The organism is Methanospirillum lacunae (assembly GCF_003173355.1).
Lineage (GTDB): Archaea > Halobacteriota > Methanomicrobia > Methanomicrobiales > Methanospirillaceae > Methanospirillum > Methanospirillum lacunae.
The window spans coordinates 1-24,170 of sequence record NZ_QGMY01000018.1 but is presented as its reverse complement, the minus strand read 5'-3'; the positions used below and the strand labels follow the sequence as shown (position 1 = coordinate 24,170).

21 protein-coding genes and 1 pseudogene are annotated in these 24,170 nt (G+C 42.0%); 9 read left to right on the top strand and 13 right to left on the bottom strand.

Features of this window, described 5'->3' with window-relative positions; genetic code table 11:
• Nucleotides 1–112: 112 nt before the first annotated feature.
• On the top strand, nucleotides 113–610 hold the full coding sequence (locus tag DK846_RS18385) for a DUF6444 domain-containing protein (RefSeq protein WP_394339603.1): 498 nt from the start codon (nucleotides 113–115) through the stop codon (nucleotides 608–610).
• Nucleotides 611–1,660: 1,050 nt separating this feature from the next.
• Here the strand turns inward: DK846_RS18385 and glgP are convergent.
• Nucleotides 1,661–3,811: an alpha-glucan family phosphorylase gene (glgP, locus tag DK846_RS16640; RefSeq protein ID WP_245926597.1), complete on the bottom strand. Its 2,151-nt coding sequence runs from the start codon at nucleotides 3,809–3,811 to the stop codon at nucleotides 1,661–1,663.
• 111 nt (nucleotides 3,812–3,922) lie between these two features.
• Nucleotides 3,923–4,960, bottom strand: a complete 1,038-nt coding sequence (locus DK846_RS16635) for a 6-phosphofructokinase (RefSeq protein ID WP_109970127.1) — start codon at nucleotides 4,958–4,960, stop codon at nucleotides 3,923–3,925.
• 270 nt (nucleotides 4,961–5,230) lie between these two features.
• Here DK846_RS16635 and DK846_RS16625 point away from each other — a divergent pair, with 270 nt between their 5' ends.
• From DK846_RS16625 to DK846_RS16615, 3 genes are all read left to right on the top strand, one after another.
• Complete coding sequence (locus DK846_RS16625) at nucleotides 5,231–6,418, top strand: phosphoglycerate kinase (RefSeq protein WP_109970125.1); 1,188 nt, start codon at nucleotides 5,231–5,233, stop codon at nucleotides 6,416–6,418.
• A gap of 299 nt (nucleotides 6,419–6,717) precedes the next feature.
• On the top strand, nucleotides 6,718–7,236 hold the full coding sequence (locus DK846_RS16620; protein WP_181391844.1) for a response regulator: 519 nt from the start codon (nucleotides 6,718–6,720) through the stop codon (nucleotides 7,234–7,236).
• Between the two features lie 423 nt (nucleotides 7,237–7,659).
• Nucleotides 7,660–8,058, top strand: a complete 399-nt coding sequence (locus DK846_RS16615; RefSeq protein ID WP_181391843.1) for an IS66 family transposase — start codon at nucleotides 7,660–7,662, stop codon at nucleotides 8,056–8,058.
• Between the two features lie 622 nt (nucleotides 8,059–8,680).
• Here the strand turns inward: DK846_RS16615 and DK846_RS16610 are convergent.
• Together DK846_RS16610 and DK846_RS16605 are read right to left on the bottom strand one after the other, a co-directional pair.
• Nucleotides 8,681–8,944, bottom strand: a complete 264-nt coding sequence (locus tag DK846_RS16610; protein ID WP_109970122.1) for a hypothetical protein — start codon at nucleotides 8,942–8,944, stop codon at nucleotides 8,681–8,683.
• 92 nt (nucleotides 8,945–9,036) lie between these two features.
• Nucleotides 9,037–9,381, bottom strand: a complete 345-nt coding sequence (locus DK846_RS16605; RefSeq protein WP_109970121.1) for a winged helix-turn-helix transcriptional regulator — start codon at nucleotides 9,379–9,381, stop codon at nucleotides 9,037–9,039.
• 176 nt (nucleotides 9,382–9,557) lie between these two features.
• Between DK846_RS16605 and DK846_RS16600 the strand changes: the two genes are divergently transcribed.
• Nucleotides 9,558–10,742, top strand: a complete 1,185-nt coding sequence (locus tag DK846_RS16600) for a cytochrome c biogenesis protein (protein WP_181391842.1) — start codon at nucleotides 9,558–9,560, stop codon at nucleotides 10,740–10,742.
• Between the two features lie 107 nt (nucleotides 10,743–10,849).
• Nucleotides 10,850–11,944, top strand: a complete 1,095-nt coding sequence (gene rsgA, locus DK846_RS16595) for a ribosome small subunit-dependent GTPase A (protein WP_109970119.1) — start codon at nucleotides 10,850–10,852, stop codon at nucleotides 11,942–11,944.
• 71 nt (nucleotides 11,945–12,015) lie between these two features.
• On the opposite strand, the gene DK846_RS16590 is transcribed toward rsgA, so the two are convergent.
• The 8 genes and pseudogenes from DK846_RS16590 to DK846_RS16555 all read right to left on the bottom strand — a co-directional run bounded on the left by DK846_RS16590 (nucleotide 12,016) and on the right by DK846_RS16555 (nucleotide 19,838).
• On the bottom strand, nucleotides 12,016–12,774 hold the full coding sequence (locus DK846_RS16590) for a class I SAM-dependent methyltransferase (RefSeq protein ID WP_109970118.1): 759 nt from the start codon (nucleotides 12,772–12,774) through the stop codon (nucleotides 12,016–12,018).
• 227 nt (nucleotides 12,775–13,001) lie between these two features.
• Entirely contained in the window at nucleotides 13,002–13,259 is a 258-nt protein-coding gene (locus tag DK846_RS18080; RefSeq protein WP_109970117.1) for a helix-turn-helix domain-containing protein, read from the bottom strand.
• Nucleotides 13,260–13,284: 25 nt separating this feature from the next.
• Nucleotides 13,285–13,416: pseudogene (locus DK846_RS18380) on the bottom strand (hypothetical protein); the annotation flags it as partial.
• Nucleotides 13,416–13,856: a hypothetical protein gene (locus DK846_RS16575; RefSeq protein ID WP_109970116.1), complete on the bottom strand. Its 441-nt coding sequence runs from the start codon at nucleotides 13,854–13,856 to the stop codon at nucleotides 13,416–13,418. The gene DK846_RS16575 and the pseudogene DK846_RS18380, both read right to left, overlap by 1 nt.
• Before the next feature lies 1 nt (nucleotide 13,857).
• Nucleotides 13,858–15,846 carry a ferrous iron transport protein B gene (gene feoB / locus DK846_RS16570; RefSeq protein ID WP_109970115.1) on the bottom strand — a complete coding sequence of 663 codons (1,989 nt, stop codon included), beginning with the start codon at nucleotides 15,844–15,846 and terminating at the stop codon, nucleotides 13,858–13,860.
• A complete protein-coding gene (locus DK846_RS16565; protein WP_181391839.1) occupies nucleotides 15,843–16,076 on the bottom strand; it encodes a FeoA family protein in 234 nt (77 codons plus the stop codon). The genes feoB and DK846_RS16565 overlap by 4 nt, the downstream gene beginning before the upstream one ends.
• A 2-nt stretch (nucleotides 16,077–16,078) precedes the next feature.
• Entirely contained in the window at nucleotides 16,079–16,321 is a 243-nt protein-coding gene (locus DK846_RS16560) for a FeoA family protein (protein ID WP_109970113.1), read from the bottom strand.
• 955 nt (nucleotides 16,322–17,276) lie between these two features.
• Nucleotides 17,277–19,838, bottom strand: a complete 2,562-nt coding sequence (locus DK846_RS16555) for a calcium-translocating P-type ATPase, PMCA-type (protein ID WP_245926596.1) — start codon at nucleotides 19,836–19,838, stop codon at nucleotides 17,277–17,279.
• Nucleotides 19,839–20,005: 167 nt separating this feature from the next.
• On the opposite strand from DK846_RS16555, the gene htpX reads away from it, so the two are divergent.
• From htpX to DK846_RS16535, 3 genes are all read left to right on the top strand, one after another.
• Nucleotides 20,006–20,881, top strand: a complete 876-nt coding sequence (gene htpX / locus DK846_RS16550) for a zinc metalloprotease HtpX (protein ID WP_109970111.1) — start codon at nucleotides 20,006–20,008, stop codon at nucleotides 20,879–20,881.
• A 297-nt stretch (nucleotides 20,882–21,178) separates the two neighbouring features.
• Nucleotides 21,179–21,904: a winged helix-turn-helix transcriptional regulator gene (locus tag DK846_RS16540; protein ID WP_109970109.1), complete on the top strand. Its 726-nt coding sequence runs from the start codon at nucleotides 21,179–21,181 to the stop codon at nucleotides 21,902–21,904.
• Between the two features lie 163 nt (nucleotides 21,905–22,067).
• The gene (locus DK846_RS16535; RefSeq protein ID WP_109970108.1) at nucleotides 22,068–23,111 is read left to right on the top strand and encodes an AI-2E family transporter; all 1,044 of its coding nucleotides are present in this window, start codon (nucleotides 22,068–22,070) and stop codon (nucleotides 23,109–23,111) included.
• Between the two features lie 509 nt (nucleotides 23,112–23,620).
• On the opposite strand, the gene DK846_RS16530 is transcribed toward DK846_RS16535, so the two are convergent.
• The coding region (locus DK846_RS16530) for a PGF-CTERM sorting domain-containing protein (RefSeq protein ID WP_146201259.1) at nucleotides 23,621–24,170 on the bottom strand (550 nt) is incomplete at its 5' end.

The following is a 24,170-nucleotide window of genomic DNA, read 5'->3' as shown; positions in this document are numbered from 1 at the left end:
CATATTATTCTCTTTTTTTGGGCCTACATTTTATAAAATTATGGCATAATTACCGTTAGATCTAATTAATATGAATGATAATGTATTATTTACGATCTAATTATGGAATTAAGTGAGGACGATAAAAGAATTATTGAAGATTCTCATCCTCGCCTTATCGAAATCATCAATCTTTACTTCAAACAACCTTGATTTACAACACCGGGTACAAGAACTCGAAAACCGTCTAAGCCTCAACAGTTCAAATAGTAGTATCCCTCCTTCAAAAAATCCATTAAATAAAAAGGTCAAAAGAAACCATAATTCTCGTGAAAAGACAGGAAAACCACCCGGAGGGCAACCTGGTCATCCAGGGAAAACTTTGGTCTCGAAAAATGAGCCAGATGATGTGATCGATTATACATCTGATTTCTGCTCACACTGCAGTTCTATTCTATCAACGAATGATCAATTTTTTATAGAAGAACGGCAGGATGTGGAAATCCCTGAAATACAAGTTCAAACATTGCGCATCGGATATATGCCTGTACTTGCCCTCGGTGTAATAATCTCAATAAAGGAGAGTTTCCCCCTTATATCACACAGAAAATCCAATATGGGTTCAGATTGACTGCATTTGTTGCATATAAACCGGTCAACAATGGGCCGTAAAACTTAGGTCACTTCTTGTGAATCCTAAGAAAGCCGCCGAGTTTTATCACAGGATGACTTAGTAGTACCAGATAAAAAACTCAAAAATAGCGTCAATCCTATCTGAAACTAGTTGCAGAGGGTTTTGCAGAAAAGCCACCTCCCCCTATACCGGAAAAAAGACTGGGAGAAAAAAGCAGGTTATTGCACTAAATTTTCTTAAACGATTAAATAAACATCAGAATGATATTCTACGGATTTTATATGATCCTTTGGTTCATTTGATAATAATCAAGCCGAGCGGGATATCGGAATGGCCAAACTTAAAAATGAAAATATCTGATGCTTTCAGAAGTAACAAAGGGACAGATACGTTTTGCAAACTTCGAAGGTACATCTCTACGATGAAAAAGCAAAAGGTGTCAATTATTGATGGACTTATTTTGGCATCAATGGGAGAGCCATGGTTGCCGGGTCAAATCCTTACCCCTGAAACTTTGGAAACCCAAGGTTTAGATGTACAGAAGGCCTATGACGAATAGTAACATTTTTTAAAGCACTCTGCGACAATCTCTTTTTTTAAGATCAGAATATTCCAGATGGGAAAAGCCGGGGAACTGAATCTTCAGGATCGGGATGGCGATCATAATAGTGCCCTGATCATTTTTTATTTCCATAGTTTGCTGATACCCCCACATCCAGTGTAGCCGTCGTTGAGTCCCCTCATTTATAAATCCATGAGGAAAATTTTTGATAACTCCAGATCGGCTGTTATTGAAACATCAGAGTTCTTACTCGACCGATTTAGTATTAGGAATATCAGAAACATTGATCACATCGATAATCCTGTTGAGGTGTCGCATGAATGCTCCGATCTGAGCATCATTTCAGGGGTCAAGCCTGAGACAGCGCCTCATGGGTGTTTTTATCCTCCGTATCCTCATTTATGAGTTTTTTATTCAAACTGTTCCTGTCTTTTACCATCATCTGGGACTGGTAATTTTGGATTCCTATTGATGGAACCATCTGGTTAATGAACATGATTTAAGGCTTCCAGATAAAATTTTTGTACATATTCTTTCACCATCCTGCGACTGGAGAAAACCGGCCCGACGCTCTTCATGGCCTCTTTCATGACGTGTACCCACCCGTGAGGAATACCTTGGCCATCAACTTCGTAATAGAGGGGGACGATAGTGTTTTTCAGGAGATCATACATTGCCTCAGCATCGGCTTTGTCCCGGTTTTCCCCGACCTCCTTTCCAAATGTCCATCCATTCTTGCCGTTATATCCTTCGATCCACCAACCATCCGGGATGCTCATATGAGGAACACCGTTTAATGATGCCTTCATTCCGCTCGTCCCACAGGCCTCCATGGGAGGAAGAGGATTGTTCAGCCATACATCAACTCCATGTACAAGGTACTGGGCAAGTTGTTCATCATAATTTTCAACAAAGGCAATTCTTCCCCCCATATCGGAATTTCTGGCATAATTAAAAACCCTTTGCAGGATTTGTTTCCCTTGGTCATCATTAGGGTGTGCTTTGCCGGCAAATATGATCTGAATTGGCTTCCAGCGATCATTAATGAGATCTTTCAGACGCTCAAGATTAGTAAAAATGAGATCTGCACGTTTGTAAGAGGCAAATCTGCGAGAAAATCCGAGAGTTAAATATGACGGGTCAAGTAGTATGCCTTCTGCCATAACCACAGATGAACTAATCTCACGATTTGCCCATTCTGTACGAACATTTTCGCAGATCCTGTTGAGAAGCTTCACTTTTAGCCAGTAATGGGTCTGCCAGAGTACCTCATCTGGGATCGTGTCAATGAGATCCCACCGGGATGGTTCATCGTGATGCATCTTCCAGTCCTTACCCAGGTACCGGTCAAGCAATTGTTCCATCTTCGGTTCTATCCAGGTAGGGACATGGATACCATTAGTGATGTACCTGATTGGAACTTCTGTTTCAGGAGTATCTGGCCAGAGGCTCTTCCACATGTGGCGGGAGACCTCACCATGGCGTTTGCTGACGGCATTGTGATATCGGGAAAGTCTGAGTGCAAAGGCTGTCATGTTAAAGCCTGATTCAGGCTTTTCCGGATGGATTCCGAGTTTGAAAAAGGTTTCACGGTCAAGGCCGAGAAGAGAATAATACCCATTAAAGTATTTCTCCATTAGTGGATAGGAAAAGATATCTGTACCTGCCGGTACTGGTGTATGGGTTGTAAATATCGTTGTGTTCCTGACATACTCAGATGCTTCAGAATAACTCATATTTTCTGCAACTTTTTCCCGGATTCGTTCCAGAAGGACAAAGGCAGGGTGACCTTCATTGAGGTGAGCGATTGAGTACCGGATTCCGAGAACATTCAACATTGCAGTTCCACCGATTCCCAGCACAATCTCCTGTCGCAGTCGTTGTTCACTGTCCCCGGAATAGAGGTGGGATGATATTGACCGGTTCCATGGGTCATTCTCACTGATATCAGTGTCCATCAGGTAGAGTGGAATACGACCGACCATCACCTTCCAGACTGCTACATGGATCGGAGGTTGGATGAACGGTACTTCAATGATCAGTTGCTTCCCATCTTTGTCAAGGACCCTGGTGATCGGAGCACTATCCCGGTCGAGAATATCATCGAAATTCAGTTGCCATCCGTCCTCGCGGATCCTCTGGAGGATGTAACCTTCCGGGTACATGAATCCAACTCCGACCAGCGGGATATTGAGATCGCTGCATTCTTTGAGGTAATCACCTGCCAAGAATCCGAGCCCGCCTGCATAGAATGGTAAAGACCGATGTAACCCATATTCTGCTGAAAAAAAAGCAATCGGGAGGCAACAGGAACTAGTGTACTGTGTAGAGAACCATCCCCCATTCTCTTCCATATCAGATCGAAACCGGTCCATTATGGCTGAATAGTGACTGGTATACTCCGGATCGTTTGCGGCTGCCAGGAAAACCTCCACAGGAAGTTCCCTGAGCAATTTTACCGGATTATGTACACTTTCTTTCCATTCAGGTCGGCTGAGTGTTTTGTACAGCATCCTTGCAGAAGGATGCCAACCCCACCAGAGATTATAGGCAAGTTCTCCTATCCCTCCAATCTGTTCTGGAATTTGCGGAAAAAGATTATGTTCTTTCGCCATGCTGCCCGGACAATTATTCATGATGCTTCCTATATACAATATTCCGACGTTTCAGGTTTGATAATCATGCAAATCGAGTATACGTGTTTTTTATGCACATTCCAAACCTCTTTTAAAATTACATTCCTCTTATTAGTTCCTCCCATCGATTACTGTCATAGCCAGGTTATAGGTATCATTGTCCACGGTTTTCAGTTGGTTCACTGCTTTTTCCAGAGGGATGTTGATGATATGGTTTCCCTGCAGCGCAACCATCTTCCCGAAGTCTTCAGCATGTACCAGTTCAACAGCCCCAACACCAAATCGCGTAGCAAGAATCCGATCATTTGCTGTTGGCGATCCACCCCGCTGAACATACCCAAGTATCGTTACTCTTGTCTCGATACCCAGACGGGATTCCAGTTCTTTCCCTAAAATATTCCCCACTCCTACGAATTTTTCGTGATCATTATCATCACGCTCAATAGGGGCAGATAACAAACCGAGATCCTGCAGATGAACACCTTCTGAAATCACCACCAGAGAAAATCTTTTTCCGGCCTCGTATCTGTTCTGTAATTTTGTACAGACCTCATCGAGGGTAAAATGCACTTCAGGGATCAGAATCTCGTCAGCTCCCCCGGCCATACCTGCCATGACCGCAAGCCATCCGGCGTTTCGACCCATTATCTCAACAACCATGATTCGATGGTGTGACTCAGCGGTGGTGCGGAGATGGTCGATTGCATCAGTGATAGTCGTTATTGCAGTATCAAAGCCAAATGTCACATCAGTTCCACAAATGTCATTATCGATAGTTTTGGGAACGCCTACCAGAGGAATTCCCTGCTTCGCTACATCACGGGCAGCTGAAAGAGTCCCGTTACCACCAACGACAATCAACGCAAAAAGTTCGTATTTTTTTATGTTCGTTTTTATCTTCTCAAAATCAGAGGTATTTTTCAACGGGTTTGTGCGGGATGTGCCAAGGATCGTTCCGCCCTTGGATAGAATCCCAGCTACCGAAGAATCATCAAGTGGCTGGATATCCCAATCGATAAGGCCCTGCCATCCATTTCGGATCCCGAGAGTTTCAAAGTCATATTTTATTCCCCCTCGTAGCACTGCCCGGATAACTGCATTCATCCCGGGACAATCTCCTCCTCCGGTCAAGACTCCAATGGTTTTCATCTGATGACAACTCCCGAATTGAATAGATCCTTGTTTCGATATCGTGACAGAATGATCGAAAGGAACTTTATACATGATTTTGAGGGCGTTTGTTTTTTCATGAACATCTCCTGCATTTTCATTTTCATATACTGGGTAAATCTTAAGGGACGTGGTACCTGATGTCGTAATATAACCGTGTTGAATTCTATTTTTTGAAATAATAAGGTAGTTTTTTCCAAGAAAGCAGCATGTTTCACCAAAGAATCCAGGTGGAAAAAGAGAGGAACCATGCAGAAAAAGACAATCCGGGATGAAGAGGTAAGCGGAAAACGAGTACTGGTGAGGGTTGATTTCAATGTGCCCATGGATCTAAACGGGGTTATCGAAGACGATACCAGAATCCGGGCCTGTCTTCCTACGATCATGTACCTTATTCAACACAAAGCCAGAGTCATCCTCTGCTCCCATCTAGGCAGACCTCATGGAAAGGTGGATGAACATTTGCGACTGAAACCGGTAGCCCGGCGATTATCTGAGATCCTACATAAGCAGGTCAAACCACTTATGGAATCAATAGGAGCTGGGGTTGAGCACATCGTCTCTGAAATGCAGAATGGGGAGATTGTTCTCTTGGAGAACCTGAGGTTCTATCCGGGTGAAGAGACGAACGATCCAGGTTTTTCCCATGATCTATCTCTTCTCGCTGATATCTATGTCAACGATGCTTTTGGAGCAAGCCACCGGGCTCATGCATCGATAGTAGGACTGGCAGAGTATCTTCCCTGTGTAGCCGGTCTCCTCATGGAAAAGGAGATCGAGCAATTGAGCAGTCTGTTTGAGAATCCTTTACGGCCTTTTGCTGCTATTATGGGGGGAGCAAAGGTGGCGGACAAAATTGGGATTCTGGAAAATATCATATCAAAAGTTGATATTGTCCTTATTGGGGGAGGAATGGGTGCTACATTTTTGGAAGGAGAGGGCTATGGCGTTGGAGTCTCTCCGGTAGAAAGGAACAAGATGGAAATGGTCAAGAAGATTCAACAAAAAGCAGAAACCCTTGATGTGAAAATCTTTCTTCCCAAAGACTTGATTGTAGCCGAAAAACTAGAGAGCAGTGCGACTGTCCAGGTGGTGAGCGTAGATGATATCCCTGGTAATCAAATGATCGTGGATATCGGACCCCTAACTATTAAGGAGTTCACAAATGAACTTAAAAAATGTAAAACAGTGGCTTGGAATGGACCAATGGGGGTATTCGAGATTCCTCAGTTTTCCAACGGGACAAAATCCATTGCTACGGTCCTTGCAGACCTCGATGCTACAACCGTAATTGGTGGAGGATCAACAGCAGAGGCCGTAACCCAGTTCGGTCTTACGGATCATATGACGCATGTGTCTACCGGTGGGGGAGCCTCCCTCCAGTTCCTTTCTGGAAAGACACTTCCGGGGATAGAGGTTCTGGCAGGCTTCCAATAGGTTTGGTGTGATTAGTTCGTTACAATACCTGCATCAAATATTCGGTTTTTCTCATCTCCTTTTTTGTTTCAAATTTTGAGATTCGAACAATAATATATATATTTTTATTTTAGATCTATTTTCATCGAAAATATTCGCTCAGTACGCAAGTAGAAAACAATCAGAAGAATTTAATGTTACGATTTAATTCAGGAGAGTGAATGGAATATTCGTTTCCGAAAGGGACAAATTTAAAAATTCGGGAGAATAACGGCAGGATAGTTCATTGTATGGAATATTCATCTACGGAGGTAAAAGAAATGTCACGCGAAAAAATCCTAATTGTTGAGAATAATGATTACGTCGCATATTCCCTGAAGAAAATTCTCACCTCATCTGGTTACACAGTTGCCGGAATTGCATCAACAGGCATGAATGCTATCTCTATGACCGAAAAAAAGCATCCAGATCTCATCCTGATGGATATCTGGCTGAAGGGATATATGGATGGAATTACTGCGACAAGAAAAATCCTATCCCGGGTGTATCTTCCCATTATTTTAATGACTCCATATTCTGATGAAGCACTAGTTAAAAAAGCGAACTATGTGCCGTGTGGATATCTGACAAAGCCAGTTGATGAAAAGAGTTTACTGGCAATAATCAGAAGGACTCTGATATATCATGCCTGGGGAAAAATATCAGTTGAAAATCTTAACCAGTGTTTTAATGGGTATATGGAGGTGGTATGTTCAAAGGCTCAGGAATATGATTCATCCATTCCTATTTCTGATACTAATACTTCCCTACTTCCCAAAGCATATTGGATGGTGAACTAATGAGAAGAGATTTAATTAAAAATCCGGTACTTCATCCTAGCCGAATCTGAAGGAAGGTAAGTGGCTGTTACACGCAGATCTAAATCTGAAAAAAGTCCGTGATATGCCATTCTTTTTGCGATAATTCAGACAGACAATATATTCTATAAACGACATGTAACAGGCCCATTAAACCGGAATTTTAAATGGATGAAATGGTAAAAATTCGTTCGAAAAAATCTCAATGAACGAGATAACTCAATATTTTCGTTAATAATCCCTCGCTAGAGTGTACCAATAATAAGGCGGAACGAAATCTCCTTGGGGAACTATAAACGTAAAATTACTGGGATTATCCTTATGAAAATTGGACTGAAGGATCTTCAGATTTAAGGGTAGAAATCTACATTTGATGACTAGTAACAGTAATAGTTGCAGAGGGTTTTGCAGAAAATCCACCTCTCCCTATACCGGAAAAAAAGACTCGAGGGAGAAAAAAAGCAGGTTACTGCACTTAATCTTCTTGATCGATTAAATAAGCATCAGGATGATATTCTACGGTTTTTATATGATCCTTTGGTTCCATTTGACAATTATCAAGCAAAGCGGGATATCAGAATGGCCAAACTTAAAATGAAAATCTCAGGTGCTTTCAGAAGTAACAAAGGGACAGATACGTTTTGCAAACATCGAAGTTACATCACTACGATGAAAAAGCAAAGGGTGTCAATTATTGATGGACTTATTTTGGCATCAATGGGAGAGCCATGGTTGCCGGGCCAAATCCGTACCCCTGAAACTATGGAAATCCAAGGTTTAGATGTACAGAAGGCCTATGCCTGAATAGTAACACATATAATTCCATTAGATCTTTTCTGATTCATATGGGATTTAATGAAATATGTAAATTTAGACATTAAGGAAACTGATATCTCCTCAAATATATGTATGCCAATATTAAATTCATTCAAATAATATCAGATAAATTAAGTAAATAATTGATTTATAGTAAGTTAAAAGTGCCATCAGGCAATGAAGTTATTTTTCTTACTATAAATTGCCCTAGCATGAAGGTGAGACGGTTTTTGTATCTGCCTCATTCATGAGATGATGCAAATGTTCATCCCGGTTTTTCAGATGGCAAATGTGGGCTTCAATATCACGCTGCACATGTTCAATATCTGCATGGACATGTGATAGTTCATCTTTCACATGGTCAATTAATTCATTATGTTGAGTCTTTTTTCCATCCGCAGGTTTATTCCTGCATTAATGGTTTCTGACTTTCGGGACTAATGGAGTGAACCCGAAAATGTTGATGATTTACTCTTCTTTCAAAAATTGAATACGATTTTGAATTCTTTTATAATATGAATAATGATAGTAACTAAAATTTAACCCGCAGAAATGAGCCTGAAAAAAGTTGAATCCTGGTATCTGGTGTAATAGAAATCAGAAAGGAGGTTCAAACGCTTGACTGATATTTAAAATTCTTCATGAAATTTTTGATTCCACCCGTTGATTCAGAGTTATCCAGATTTTTTGTGGTATTTGTTTTGTTTACACTTGTCTGATTCGTATTTGCATGCTCTGTCAAATTTTGTGAGATGTTTTTTGAATCAGATATGTTGGTTGCATTCATTGTCTTGTTTTCTGCATACGAGATACCAATCAAACTCATCAGAACAATGCTGATGAAAATGGCTAATGTAATTTTTGTAGAGATCATGTTGTCAGAACCTTTTGTTTGAGGTACGATTTGCCTCGATCCTAGATGGGTTTTCCTGTTTGAAAAAAAAATGTATTTTGTTATATTCAGGATTATTCATTTTGTGCGAGACACTCAGTTCCAAGATATTTTGCACCCCATGTACAGAGTGCCTGAATAATAGGGACCAAAGTCTCTCCAAATTCAGTTATTGAATATTCAACTCTGGGTGGTATTTCCGGATATACTGTTCGGGAAATAACCCCGTCATGTTCGAGTTCCCTCAGTTGTTTGGTCAGGGTTTTGGAATTTATTTCTGGTATTTCCTTTTGTAATTCAGAAAACCGCATAATCTTTTTTCGGATTCTCCAGAGTATGAGCGGTTTCCACTTTCCCCCAATAACATCAAGTGTTGCCTCTACCGGACAACTATACATTTTGCCGTTTTTTTCATACATTCCCGTTACCTCAATGTAAGTAAGTGATATCACTTTCAGTATACTGTATAAATTCTTGAGGTTTAAAATATATTATTAGAGTAAAAAATTCACCCACGTAAAAAAAGAAAGTAATGTGAGTTTAATGATTTTTAGAAAAAATATTTTCAATGTCTCATTATGAGGTAACAACAAAAATGCATACAATAAAAATGGTCAATGTAATTGGACTTATACTTCTTCTCTTTTCTAGTCTAGTCGTTCCGGGAACGGCAACAGTATATTCTGCAAGTGGAACTTCAATCCTATCTGATCAACTTTCAGTATATCTCGATGACGATTCATCTCTTTTAACTGGAAATCTTCCTCCAAAAGAGGTCATATTTTTTACAAACTCCCGATGTGAGGCCTGCCACGAAGCAGACGAATTTCTAAATAAAATCTCTGGATCTCATCCTGAAATTAATATCAGGATATACGATCTTTTTAATAATACTGCTAACAGGACGATATTTCTATCATATAAGCAGTTATATCACTTGGATTATCTGTCAACTCCATCTGTAATGATCGGTAATCTGACTCTGGAAGGAAACAGGGATATTCAAAATCATTTAGAAGAGATTCTCACTAGGCAGCAGGAAAAAATTCATTCAGGAGGACTTGAGTTTATTCTGCCATCTTTTTCTCTTTCGGATAAAGACGAAATTCCTCTTTCCCTTATCATTGGGGCAGGAATTCTTGATGGTATCAATCCCTGTGCTTTTGCTGTTCTCATAATTATGCTGATAAATTTGATGGCACTAAAAAGCAGGCGGGCAATACTGGTCACCGGTCTTATCTATACAAGTGCAGTATTTGTGTTCTATTTCCTGTCTGGCCTCGGGATTTTCTCTGTTATTCAAACTACCGGATCAGCAATACTATTTTCAATAATTGCGGGATCTATTGCCCTTATTGCAGGACTTTTGATGATCAAGGATGCTCTGATCCCAACCGATCATCCGGTACTTGCAATTCCGGAATCTCAAGCAGGAAGAATCAATAAGATAATAAACGTTGCAACCCTTCCTGCTGCTTTTCTCCTGGGAATAATGGTTGGCATGTTTGAACTCCCATGTACCGGAGGGATATATCTTTCAATTATCTCGATGATTTCGTTGCACGTTGATCTTTTCCACTCTCTTGTGTACCTTCTGGTTTACAACATCGCATTTATCATCCCGTTACTTGTTATTCTCATCCTTGTTCTGTTTGGACTACCACCTGAACGAGTAAACGAATGGAGAATTGAACAGCGTCGGGCACTGAGGGGAGTTATTGGAATTGTCCTGATATTATTCGCCGTCTACATTCTCTTTGGTGTTCTTGGAAGGTTGTAATATATAATTGGCTGCATACACCAGAACTTCCCTTTTTATAATCTCCAGATTAATCCATTTCATGACAGATAAATCAGTTATACCCTGGGATAGATCTGTTTTCTCAAATGAGTCTTAATAATTCTAACACGGTATCAATTGAACTACCTGGATGGAACCAACACTGGGAAGATCTATTTGTCAAATATGAGGGGCCTTATCTCCCCGGGAGGATCTGTACTGTTCAAAAGACCCGGTTTGAGGTGATTATTCCAGGTGATGCCATATCCGTTCCATTGTCTGGGGCGTTGAAATCACAAAAAATGTATCCGGTAGTTGGAGATTTTGTCGTGATTCTCAATCAGCCTGAATCAGCAACCCGTATGATCGTTGCTATCCTGCCAAGGAGAACCGTTCTTTCCCGTGGAGGTGCTGGTGATTATTCTGGAAAACAGGAACTGGCTGCAAATATTGATACAGTCTTTATCGTCACTGAACCCGGATCTGATATGAGTATTTCCCGATTGGAACGTTACCTGCTCATAACCAGAAGTTCTGGTGCCCAGCCTGTGATAGTCATAAATAAGTCAGATACCTGTTCAGATATTCCGACCCTGGTTAAGATGATCAACTCTGAAATCAGAGACATCCCTGTTATCCCGGTGAGTGCTACAGAGAAAACCGGTCTTGATCATTTAAATCCATATTTCGATTCCGGTAAAACGGTCATTTTTATCGGCTCATCAGGGGTTGGAAAATCAACCCTCACTAATGCTCTAACCGGAAAAACGCTTCAGACAACAGGAGAAATCAGAGAGGATGACGGAAAAGGCCGGCATACTACAACAGTCCGGCATCTTCTTACTCTTCCGGATGGAAGTTCTTTGATTGATACTCCCGGACTTCGTGAGATCAGGATATGGACTGCCGGAGAAAGTGTAGCAGAGACATTTGATGATATCATAGAATATGCCACGCGATGCAGGTTTACTGACTGTTCTCATAATAATGAGCCCGGTTGTGCTGTCAGGAAAGCAATTGAGGATGGCGTTTTGTCTCATGACCGGTTTACAAGGTACCAGAAAATCCTCAAAGAAATATCATTTGAACGCGAAAAAGCAGATATCGGATTGAAGAGATTTGAAAAGAAACGCTTCCGTGAGATCAGTAAATTATCTAAAGAGATCACTCTTGACAGAAATACAGGAAAATACCGGTCATAGGTAAAAATTGGATTGAGGCTGGTGTTTTTCAGTAAACATCCCTCTGTCAAAAACATTTGGCCAATACCTTATTATCCCTCCTTATGTGATAATTTCAAAATAAAATACGTGTATCCGTATTCTTTTGAATATTTCCGGTGAATATCCATCTCCTTTTCAAGTTCCTGTATAATTAATCCAGCATCCTGATTACCCTGATATTTCTGCTTCAACATATCAATCCGATCTGATAACGGAGAGTAATAGTGATTCCACCAACCAGAATCCGGGAGTCTGAATGATCCTATAAGTGAATATCCTTCTGCCCTGATAATGTCTTCAACTTCAGATGAAGTTGGCATACCCGGTGATATTTCATCAAAAAAATCTTTGCATTCTTTTGATGGAGAATCTGTAAACCAGGTAAGGTCAGAGAAGACTAAGTATCTATCAGGTTTCAAAAATTTTTTCCAGTAGTGAAGAGCTGGTTCAATACCGATAATAAATGTCGAACCTTCTGCCCAGATAACATCGTACGAACTTTCCGGGAATGGAAGATTATCCATAGAAGCCTTGAGTGTAGTAATTCTATCATTAAGACCAGCTTTTTTTGCCCTGCTTGTGAGATCATCCAGAAATGGTTGATGAAGATCTGATGCTGTGATCTGGCAATCAGGCCCGATTTTTGCCAACATAAGGGTCTGCATACCGGATCCACACCCGATATCCAGGAGTTTTCCCTTTTTGTGATCAGGCGGGATGAACGCCCAGGCAAAAGCCGTGGCTTCATCAAGGCCCGGTCCCTGCCTTGGTAATCCTTCAAACATTGATGAAATAAGTGCTACATCCATGATAAAAAGCGTTAGAATGAAGGCATTATATCCTTTCTGGTAAATTCAGCGAAAAACTGTTAGAAGTGGTATATTGAAAGAGAAAGTGGGTTTAAACAGGAGACTGGGTTTATGAATAATTTCCCCGTGGACCCGGCCTTCAGGAGTCAGGTAAACCCCTTCATACCGTTTCCACACCATACGTTTAGGACAGCGATCCTGCCAATCATCTCAACAACAGAAGAAGGTTAAACATGAAGATCTTTTGCTATTTCGCTGGTTCGTGCGTATCTACGACTTTGACTTAAGACAAAGATTGCCTCAAGATAGTCTTCCATTGTCCGGGATAATTTCCGTTTTACCTGTTTCATGTCTATTCCTTCTGAACAGGTCCAATCCCCGTTCTGTGACCTCAATTCTGACAGGGAGGCCTGCCTGGGATGCCTTACATGAGCAACTGCATGAGATACATCTTCGTCCGGTCTTTTCACATGGACATGATCCATGTTCTATTTCACAACGTTTCAGATATCCAGTGCTACATAACAGAGATATCCATCCATGAACAGAACTGAGTGGAAGGTTCAGCTCTGAGCAGATATCAGAGAGCATGCAACCACCCTGGGAGTGAATGAATCCCAGAACTTCGAGTCCCTCGCTCATTAAAAGGCGCCTCCTTGTGAGCACCCGAATAGAAGTTTCTTTAACCCCGGATATATTGGCAGGGCAAGAATTGCTGCCCATATATATCCGGAATAGAGGATTGATACAGGGTCTGTTTTTTCACCCTCCAGTATTAGTGAGAGAAGATTTGCTCCCGATATTATCACAGTGCAGACTCCGAATATCAGGATGAGAATGATTCCTGTGTATCCAAACTGCACCCATCGGGCATGGTCATGTCTTCCTTCATATAGGCCGGTTGCGAGAAGCAAACCCAGAAGAAAAAGGATTATACCCCCCGGGATATCCGGTGTTGCAGGAATTGCTGTTTTTATTCCGATGCCTGTAATAATTGAGAGTATGCCCCCTATCATGGTGACCGCTGTGAGAACAACAGTCCAGGCATACAGGTTTTTGTGTGGAAGTTTGTTGATTGACATATTATGCTCCTATGATGAGTGATCCGACAATCCGGGTTACCCATGCCAGTATGAATGCAACCAGAATTCCCCATCCCAAAGCGATTCCTGTCCATTTCCAGGAGCCCATCTCCTGTTTAATAACTCCAAGGGTCGCAACACAGGGGAGATAGAGGAGTACAAAGACCATGTATGCAAGAGCAACCACCGGACCGAGTGACGGATCTGCTGCAAGAGAACCTGCAAGGGAATCTTCTCCACCGTAAAGTGTTCCAAGAGATCCAACAACCACTTCTTTTGCGATGAAACCAAATATCAGGGCGACGACGAGTTGCCATGTAAATCCAAGCGGGGCGAAGATGGGTTCGGCCAGGTGTCCGAGAACTCCTGCTAAACTGTCTGCAGATCCGTATTCAACGCCAAATGGCAGACTTGCCAGAACCCATACAACGAGAACTCCGCCAAAGATTACAATACCTGCCCGCTGCAGGTACTCTTTTCCCCGTTGCCACATGTGCAGGGCTGCAGCCTTGAGAGTCGGGCTGCGGTATGGGGGAAGTTCCATGATAAACGGAGAGGGATCATCGTGGAATATCAATCTACGGAACAGAAGTGCAGTTCCGATTGCAGCTAAAATGCCCAGAATATACAGGAAAAATATCACGGTTCCTGCATGAGCTCCGAAAAATACGCCTGTAAGGAGTACATATACCGGAAGTCTTGCTGAGCAGGACATGAATGGAATTGAGATAATGGTGATGAACCTGTCAGCTCTGCTTTGAAGTGTCCGGGTTGCCATAATGGCTGGAACGTTGCACCCGAATCCTATGAGGAGAGGAATAAAAGATCGCCCGTGTAGACCGATGGAATGCATCAGCCTGTCCATGACGAATGCTGCCCGTGCAAGATATCCTGAATCTTCCAGCAAAGAAAGCAGCAGGAACAGGATAAAGATGCTTGGAACAAAGCTGAGTACAGTTCCAACTCCACCGATTATACCATCTGAAATGAACGAAGTAACAGTCTCTCCAAGTCCGAGATTACCAACAAATTCATTGATGCTTCCAAATATGATCTCAAGAACTGATGCGACAGGGGCGGAAGCACTGAATGTTAACTGAAAGGCAAACCACATGAACGAGAGAAAGATAGGTATCCCGAAAAACCGGTGAGTCAGCACATGGTCAAGAAGATCAGTTGGCATGATCCTGGCCATTGAACATGAGACAGAACATCCGGTGATCTGCTCTGCAGTCGCATACCTGGCTAACATGATTTCCTGGATAAATCCATCTATGGCTGCAGGTTCAAGCGTGTCAATCACCGGGATGGTCAAGCCTTCATGGTGAAGTTTATCTGATAATTTCTGATCTCCTTCTAAAAGCCTGATTGCTGTGTACTCCGGAGTCAGTCCACTGAGATGTTGTGTGTGGTGATTAAGGAAGGAGCTGATTTCTTCCCGCCGTTGTGTGATCGTAGAGGAATACTGTGCCTGAGCCGGATTCTGTTGTTCCTTTTGCTGCGATATATGGATAATTGTCTGAACCAGATCCTCTATTCCTTTTCCCTGGCTTGCTACAACTTTTACAACCGGGAGGCCGATACTTTTTGAAAAACATGCTGCATCAATGGCAATTCCGGTCTGTTCTGCAAGATCTACCATATTCAGGGCTATGATCACCGGAAGACCAATCTCCACGAGTTGTGTTGTCAGGAAGAGATTACGTTCGATATTGGTTGCATCAATAATCTGTACGATTACATCTGGATGAGATGTGAGGAGAGCATCGCGTGCAACCTGTTCATCTGGTGTAAATGCACTCAGGCTATACGTACCGGGTAGGTCTGATATCCGAAATATCTGCCCATCTGATTTTCTTATGCCTTCTTTAATCTCAACTGTTACTCCTGGATAATTTCCCGTGTGCTGATACACTCCACAGAGTGAATTAAACAGGGTTGTTTTTCCAACATTGGGATTTCCAGTTAGAAGAATGCGAATTTCTGTCATGCTGCTCCTGGTAATGGGTTTACCATAACCATGCACGCTGCCCCGGTTCCAAGGGCATATCTGCTTCCACGTATTCTGATAATCACTGATTCATTCACTTTCTGAACAACTATGAGTTCCTCGCCGACAATAATGCCAAGCTGACTGAGAGTACTTGCAAGGTACCCTGTTCCTAAAATTTTTTCAACCTGGACCCGGTCTCCTTCTTGTTTCAGACTTAACGGGACCAATGTTATGCATCTCCTTCCTGAGAGACCGTTATCAATGCAGCCTCAGATCTTCGAATAGAGAGTTTGTAACCTCTTATCTGGCATTCAGCCGGGTCACCCATCGGAGCCCAGCGGATAAGAGTCAGGGGTGATCCAGGCAGAACACCCATTTCCATAAGTCGACGTCTGATCATGGGATCTCCTGATATCCCAGTTATAATTGCAGTTGATCCGGGTGATAAGTTTTCAACAGTAATATTTTTCATAAGCCATCAGATTAATTTCGATTGATCTAAATTTACTCAAGGGATCATATATATTTTAGGTTGATCATCTCGGTTCAGTTTTAAAAAAAAGCAACTTTGAAATTATTCTGCCCGAGTTATACTGATTGCGCCAACGATACTTTGTTGAATCCTCAGAATTATTTGTAAAGAATATTCGCAGGGCACAGGTTAAGGATCGTAATGGATATGCGAATTTTTCGTTTAGCAAAGATAAATTTGGAAATTATAAAATATCCGTATAATGTGAGGGTCTTTGTAATGCGATTCGAAATATGAATCTATGTGTATGAAACCGGGTTACCCGGTGCAGGAGGTGAACCTAACAGACGATACAGGATTTAAACAAGAGAATCTCGCGATGCACTATTAACTATATCGCTACTCATCAGCGAGAAATTTCCGTACAATCTCTCCTCATATTTCCCGGTTTTGTTTCAGAATAGCAGTTTCTTTTTGATTCCTATGTTGAACTAGATATTTCAGATCCTTGTTTATGTGCTCGATAATTCAGATCTTTGCATTATGAAATAGTCCAATTACCATAATACACTGAAAAAGATCTGCATCGAACAGGTGTGAGTAATGAAAGTCAGATCATTTTATTCTGGAATTTTGGATTTCGGTTTAAATCCTGATGAAATGAGGATTGATGTAATACCCCTCGAAAGATGAATATACGTATACACGTCTGTGATACCCGGACGCAGGAGGTGAAACCGAGAAGAGATATGATCTACGAGGAGTTCGATTGCCGTACATCAGCCTGATTGGATACCACACATGGGAGAAATCCCTCTTATTATCACTGTAACAAAGAACGGGAATCTATTACCCGGAGTTTTTTTAAACAAATCAAATGAATGTCTGAAAAATGGTTCAGATCATTCCCTCCATGAAACCGGAAAAAAACCTTCTTAATTCAAACCTGAATGAATCAGGTACAGGCCCTTTCCTGATTGAATATGCAGTTCAAAAAGCGAAGCACAGGCCAGATAAGGAGAACTGGCAGTGTTCCACATCCGATAACTATCCACTGAAATAGTGAGAGCGGAACTGTTCCAAAAATGGATCCACCGAACTGGATAATGAGGATCTGGATGACAACAATTAATCCCATTACACCGAAAAATACCGGATTCCCTTTGAAAAGTGGAGGCATAACTCCGTTAATTCCCCTACAGTTTATTCCGTTCCATACCTGAGCGATTACAAACCCTGCAAAGAAAGCAGATGCCTGTTCCTCTGGAGTATTCATGAAGGGGAGTCCAAAAAATAGTGCTGCTATTCCTGCGATGATATAAATTCCAGCAGTAATCAGAATTGATTGTGTCATATATGGGGTAATTACTGATGCCGATCTTGGGATTGGATGCCGGTTCATGAGTGCCGGATGAGGAGCTTCTGAACAGAGAGCAAGAGCAGCAAGGGAATCCATAACGATGTTAATCCAGAGCAACTGGATAATTGTAAATGGTGGAGCATATCCCAGAAGTGGAGCGATAAATGTCAGTAATGCGGCAGCAATATTGATTGTCAGCTGAAAGATCAAAAACCTCTGAATGTTCTCGTACAATGCTCTTCCCCACCAGATCGCCTGCTTAATGGTTGGGAATGAATCATCCAGAAGAATAATATCACTTGCTTCTCTTGCAACCTCAGTCCCTGCAATACCCATAGCAAGCCCGACATCTGCATTCCGGAGGGCCGGTGCATCATTTGTTCCGTCCCCGGTCACTGCAACAACTTCTCCGCTTGACTGAAGAGCTTTAACCAGCAGAAGTTTGTCGTGAGGTTCAGAACGGGCAAGAACCTGGATTTCTCCAGCAATATCTTTTCGCTGTTCATCTGTTAATTCCCGAAACTCAGGCCCGGTTATAATTCTTCCGGAGCCTAAAATGCCAGTCTCGCGTGCAATAGCAGCAGCTGTTTCAGCACTATCCCCTGTCACCATTTTCACAGTGATTCCTGCATCTTTGCATGTCTGAACTGCATCAGGAACATCAGGTCGCACTTCATCGCGAATGCCAACGTACCCATCCCAGGTGAGATAAGCCGGTTCTGATCCTGGTGATAAAATCTCTCCATGAGCAAATGCCAGTGTTCGCATAGCCCTGCCTGCCAGATCGCGAATATGGGAAAGATCAGGAACCGGACTGCATTGTGCAGCAATGATCTCCGGAGCTCCTTTGACAAGAATGAATGTACGGGGACCACAAGAAAACGTACTTGACATCTGTTTTTTCCTGGAATTGAAAAAATCCTGATGTATAAGCGGGTATGCCTTTCTGATCTCCTGATATTTAATTCCCGCCCGGTGAAGCCACCTGAGAAGAGCCGCTTCTGTTGAGTTGCCTACTGTAATCATCCGTCCGTTATGGTGATCAAGTTCAGCAGTACTGTTCACTGCAGCGTTCAGAGAGATCCATTCGGCTGAATTTTCAGGAATGTCTCGCATGTCTACAGGAACTTCGATAGAGGAAGCAGCAACTTCCATCTGGTTCATGGTGAGTGTTCCTGTCTTGTCTGTACAAACAACCGTGACTGATCCGATAGTTTCGCAGGCAATGAGCCGCCGGACAAGGCTTTTTGCCCTGGTCATTTTCCTCATGGTGAGGGCTAGAGAAACGGTTACGCTCACCGGAAGACCTTCAGGCACTGATACAACGATAATAACTACTGCGAACATACAGGCCTGTAATAAAATTCTCAGGAGTTCAAGTGGCGAATCTGGTGACACTCCCAGGATTAACTCCTGAACAAGGACGAGAGTGATAATCAGACCTGCCATCACATATCCGAATTTGCTTATGAGATGAGCGAGAGCCTTAAGTTTGACCTGCAGCGGAGTATCTGGTCTGGTTCCTTCTATCAGGGATGCTGCAATAACCCCCATTTTTGTAGCGTTTCCAACAGCAGTAGCAATAAGGACAGCCCTCCCTGCTGTGATATAGGATCCTTTCAGAACTGTATCGTTCTCAACTTTTCCGACCGGTTCACTTTCACCTGTGAATGCTGATTCATCTGTTTCAACATCAGATGCCTGGATAAGGAATCCGTCAGCCGGGACCATATCTCCTGCTTCAAGCAGGATCATATCACCGACAACAATGTCCCGAAGCGGGACGGTGGTCGGTTTCCTGTCTCGTATAACCTTGACTGCCGTGTCATCACGCATCGCATTTAATGCGTCAAATTCCCGGTTACTTCGAAATTCAGTAATAAATGCAATACTGGTAGAAAGAATAACCGCAAGTGCAATTCCTATGGTATCAATGAGACTGTTACCTTCTAAAATGGCAACAATGGCTGAAAGAGTTACAGCAATGAGAAGAATCCTGATGATAGGATCCTGGTATTTATCCAGATATTGTTTCCATACCGGAATCCGCTTTGGAGGAGTCATTTCATTCTTACCATAGGTATCTCGGGATTCCAAAACAGATTCAATGGAAAGGCCGTCTTTGTTATACTGGCCAGGTTCCGGTACGGAGATCATGATGATTATCATGATGTATGGCAACATCACAATTCCGGCAGTTTTCATATGATGAGCTACCTGTTGGTACAGAAAGATAAACAACAGGTAATACAAGGGGATCACCGGTAGCTTATTGAATCATGGATCCTTTTCCGGTTGGAATACAAATAAAACCGTGATTATTCATGAAATGGCAACGCGATACCGGACTTTCCGGAAGAATATTTCTCACATGGATACTGCTGTTACTTGTTTATTTGATCTTCATGGGAGTGCTTATGGCACTTGGACTTCCTTCCATGTTTATCATAGTAATTGCAGTTGGAATGGGTCTTGTCCAGTATTTCTTCTCAGACAAACTCGTGATGATGACTACTGGCGCACGGGTTGTTGAGCAGGATGAATACCCTGATCTGCACCTGATGATAGAAAAGTTATGTACAGAAGCTGATCTGCCAAAGCCTCGCATTGCAGTTATGCAATCTCCAATGCCGAATGCCTTTGCAACCGGCAGGAGTCCTCACCATGCAGTCGTGGCAGTGACCGATTCAATTATGGTTACACTAAATAAGGCTGAACTTGAAGCAGTGTTAGCACATGAACTCTCCCATATCAAAAACCGGGACATTCTGACAATGACAGTTGCTGGTTTTGTGGCTATGATTGCTTCAATGATTATGAACAACTTTCTGTTTGCTTCATTATTTAACCGTGAACAGGGTGGAGCATGGATTATTGCAGGGATTGTTGCAGCAATTGTATGGGTGTTTTCAACAATACTCATGATGGCTTTGTCCAGGTATCGTGAGTTTGCCGCAGATCGCGGGGCAGCCTTTATCACTGAAGATCCGGATGCACTCATATCAGCACTTAAAAAAATCAGTGGAAAAATGGAACGGGTGCCTGTTGAAACCCGGGCAGCAGCTGAAGGAGCAAATGCATTTTACATTATTCCTGCAATTTCCGGAAAATCATTTGCTGCTTTATTCTCTACTCATCCGGCACTGGAAAAACGGATTGAGAATCTTGAAAATGTACGTAGGGAAATTCGTGGATATTAATCCACGTTTTAATTTTACTGTTCATCTGAAACAAATAAAAAATGGTTTACGTTTTTTTACGATGAACCAGAATATTGTGAAGATAGGTGTATTAGACCAGACTATGGGCTCCCGTGTGTGGTATCAGGATTTTATTGAAATGTGGTGTTCACCTCCGATTTTATAGCGAATCCTCTCTGTCCATTAATAAATAGGTAGTGGTAACAAAAACTCACTCTGGTCTCATCAGCTACCGATGCTCTATAATAAATAAAATAAGAAAAGGTTTTCTTTTTGTACATGTAATTCTATAGAGTTATGCAATACACCAATCTGGGTTTTGCATGTGGTCTGTTTCTCATTACACTTGGTTTTCCTCTTGATTGTTCTGTTTCAGAGAATAGAATTTCATTTGAGGATGAGCCGGAAAACGAATCTGATGATCAGGAGCACTCTTCATCATTTCCCTGGGCCCATACCGGGATGAATGAACATTGGCGATTATCAAATTTAATTGCTGATATCGATCAGGCACTCCGAACTCTTCATCAATTCAGGGGATACAGGAGAATTACAGCACATAATGTTCTGGAAAATGAAACCCGGAGAAAAATATTCAGTATTATCTGTTCAAATCCGGGTATTGACATGACCAGACTTGCCGTCCTCTCAGACTGTAATGAAAGAACTCTGCGTTATCATATTGATCAGATAGTGGAGAAAGATTACATTACAATATATAGCCCGGGAAAATCATTTCATTTCTTTGAAAATCATAATGCATTTTCTTTAAGGGAACAGAAATTTTTATCTTACTATTCCTCAGGCCAGACTGGAAAAATTCTATCATTAATTCATCAGAAACCTGGCATAACCCGCCGGGAGATTGCTGATTATCTGGGAGTGGCAAGCTCTACAGTTACTCGGATGGTTCAGGTGCTGGCACAGGAAGAATGTGTAAGACTTGTAAAAGAGGGGAAGTACACCAGGCATTATCTGATGAGTGATTTGGTTTCCATCATACAACGGATGATCCCGGCCTGAGTCTATTCAATTTAATGTTTCAAGTTTTTGAACGGGAATTTACAACTGTTTTTCTTCATCAATAAACAGGATTGGATTCTGAACAAATTCTTTACATCCCTGATTGGGCATAAATCGGCCTGCGTAGACGCAGGTATTTTTTCTTTCCCTCTAAATTTATTATATGCTTACCTTTTCTGATTATCCGCAGATTGACAGATTTCTTTTTTTAGGGGCCTGTTGCTTTATTATTTTAACTGGTTTCAAAATGGCTGGTGGCTTTATCGGGCCGCTCCTCATGTCAGTTTTTGCTGCGATCATCTTTTCGTTTGTCTCTTTATGGTTTCAGAAAAAAGGATTTTCTGTACGCACTTCAGGGTATATCGCTTTTAGTATCTTTGTCGCCTGTCTCATGATTGTAGGTGGTATCATTTTATTTTCGGTTTCGCCACTTATAAGCCATCTGCCAAAGATATCTGAAGGTATCAGTTCAAATATGCATATTCTTCAGTCTTCTCTCTCTCAATTTGGTATAGATATGGGGAGTATCCTTCCGGTCACACAGATGTCAGGATCACTTTCAGCTTTTTCCTCTGATGCTGTATATTCTATTATTGGTCAGGTTTCAACATTATTTATCGTTCTTTTTACCACACTGTTTCTTCTCCTGGAAGCGTCATCATTTTCTCGTAAAATAGATGTCGTGCTTGGATCCTATAAACAGGAACTTGCTGACCGGATTCATGAATTCGGATCTATTGTGGTAGATTATGTTATTATCAGGACAAAGGTCAATCTGGTTACCGGTGCAGGGTTTGGTATTGCACTTGTCTTCCTTGGAGTTCAGGATCCCCTGTTATGGGGGGTTATGATGTTTATATTAAATTTTGTTCCGTACATCGGATTTCTTATTGCAGTAATTCCCCCGGCAGTGTTGGCACTTATTGACATCAGTCCTCTTACTGCTGGTTTGGTGATACTCATAGCCTCACTGGTAAATTTATTCTCTGAAAACATTATTTTTCCAGAACTTGCAGGTCGTGGGTTGGAACTTTCACCAGCAATAGTCTTTATCTCTATGATATTCTGGGGATATTTTCTTGGAGGATCTGGTGTAATTGTTGCAATTCCGCTTACTGTTCTCCTTAAGATGATATTAGAGAGTTATCCTGAGACTCGATGGGCAGCTCATTTTATAGGTCCTGGATTGCCTGAAGTAAAGCAATAACTCAATATTTTGGCATTTTATTAATTTCACTCTTTTATTTATTATAGCAAATTAATACGTTGATTATTCCTTGAATGAGGTATCTATCAAAAGTATTCACATGAATTATGAGGATTTTGATGATAAGTCTGTGAATATGTTTTCAGTAAAATTCGGGTAAAAAAATCTCTTTATAAATCGTCTTTTTTTCAATATAACTCCTAATTGATACTATGAATGGTGTCACCCCCCAATCCTTTAAATATTCTTTCAATATGGGTCCGGATTTCAATTATTGACAATTATCATGGACTTATATAGCGTCGCTATTGTTTCATATAATACAGACGATCCAGACCATGGATCCACTATCGATAATAGAATAGCGAAGCGATATGGAAGGGGTTTTCTATCTCATTTTTGGGATAGATCCAATATTTGATAAAGATAAGACGATTCGGATTCACACGTTAGCAGGATTAATGTGTTAAATTCTGGGTAAGAAAAAAAGGGTATTTAGGTTTTCAACCTTAGTTCCGGCGCAGTGCAAAGAATGCTACTGCTCCGAGGCCTGCGAGTGCTGCCATTGCGCCAAATCCTGGTGACTTCTTGGTCGGTTCAGGGGTTGGAACGGTGGTTGCCTTCTCGGTTGGCTTTGCGGTTGCTGCTGCAGTTGTTGCTACAGTGGTTGGCTTCTCGGTTGGAGTTGCGTTCTGCTGAGTAACATTTGCTGCTGGTGCTGCTGCAGTTGCGTTCTTGGTTGCGTTAACTGCTGGTGCTGCTGGGGTAACCTTTGCTGCCGGCTCTTTTGCTGCTGCCGGAGCGCCGCCTGCCTCAACAACGTTGAACAGTGAAGTCTCAACTGCATCAACAGTTACACCGGAAACACGGACGATGTACTCGTCTGGCTTGAAGGTGGATGCGTCAACGCTGAAGCTCCACTTGTTCAGACCGTCAGTGCCCTGCTGGACCTTGACAGTTCCGGTTGCGCCGCTGAACTCACCGCTCTGTGACTTGTCGGTCGGCTTGAATGAGGATGAAGTAACCTCAACGAGCAGATCGTTGTCGTCGTATGCCAGG

What these genes read in the sequence shown, in the direction of transcription:
- glgP (WP_245926597.1), bottom strand. Translation starts at nt 3,811, where the DNA reads ATGAATAATTGTCCGGGCAGCATGGCGAAAGAACATAATCTTTTTCCG.
- DK846_RS16635 (WP_109970127.1), bottom strand. Translation starts at nt 4,960, where the DNA reads ATGAAAACCATTGGAGTCTTGACCGGAGGAGGAGATTGTCCCGGGATG.
- htpX (WP_109970111.1), top strand. Translation starts at nt 20,006, where the DNA reads ATGAAATGGCAACGCGATACCGGACTTTCCGGAAGAATATTTCTCACA.
- DK846_RS16535 (WP_109970108.1), top strand. Translation starts at nt 22,068, where the DNA reads ATGCTTACCTTTTCTGATTATCCGCAGATTGACAGATTTCTTTTTTTA.
- DK846_RS16540 (WP_109970109.1), top strand. Translation starts at nt 21,179, where the DNA reads ATGCAATACACCAATCTGGGTTTTGCATGTGGTCTGTTTCTCATTACA.
- DK846_RS16600 (WP_181391842.1), top strand. Translation starts at nt 9,558, where the DNA reads ATGCATACAATAAAAATGGTCAATGTAATTGGACTTATACTTCTTCTC.
- DK846_RS16620 (WP_181391844.1), top strand. Translation starts at nt 6,718, where the DNA reads ATGTCACGCGAAAAAATCCTAATTGTTGAGAATAATGATTACGTCGCA.
- DK846_RS16605 (WP_109970121.1), bottom strand. Translation starts at nt 9,381, where the DNA reads ATGTATGAAAAAAACGGCAAAATGTATAGTTGTCCGGTAGAGGCAACA.
- DK846_RS16625 (WP_109970125.1), top strand. Translation starts at nt 5,231, where the DNA reads ATGCAGAAAAAGACAATCCGGGATGAAGAGGTAAGCGGAAAACGAGTA.
- rsgA (WP_109970119.1), top strand. Translation starts at nt 10,850, where the DNA reads ATGAGTCTTAATAATTCTAACACGGTATCAATTGAACTACCTGGATGG.
- DK846_RS16575 (WP_109970116.1), bottom strand. Translation starts at nt 13,856, where the DNA reads ATGTCAATCAACAAACTTCCACACAAAAACCTGTATGCCTGGACTGTT.
- DK846_RS16590 (WP_109970118.1), bottom strand. Translation starts at nt 12,774, where the DNA reads ATGGATGTAGCACTTATTTCATCAATGTTTGAAGGATTACCAAGGCAG.
- DK846_RS16610 (WP_109970122.1), bottom strand. Translation starts at nt 8,944, where the DNA reads ATGATCTCTACAAAAATTACATTAGCCATTTTCATCAGCATTGTTCTG.
- feoB (WP_109970115.1), bottom strand. Translation starts at nt 15,846, where the DNA reads ATGACAGAAATTCGCATTCTTCTAACTGGAAATCCCAATGTTGGAAAA.
- DK846_RS16555 (WP_245926596.1), bottom strand. Translation starts at nt 19,838, where the DNA reads ATGATCTCCGTACCGGAACCTGGCCAGTATAACAAAGACGGCCTTTCC.
- DK846_RS16560 (WP_109970113.1), bottom strand. Translation starts at nt 16,321, where the DNA reads ATGAAAAATATTACTGTTGAAAACTTATCACCCGGATCAACTGCAATT.
- DK846_RS18080 (WP_109970117.1), bottom strand. Translation starts at nt 13,259, where the DNA reads ATGGATCATGTCCATGTGAAAAGACCGGACGAAGATGTATCTCATGCA.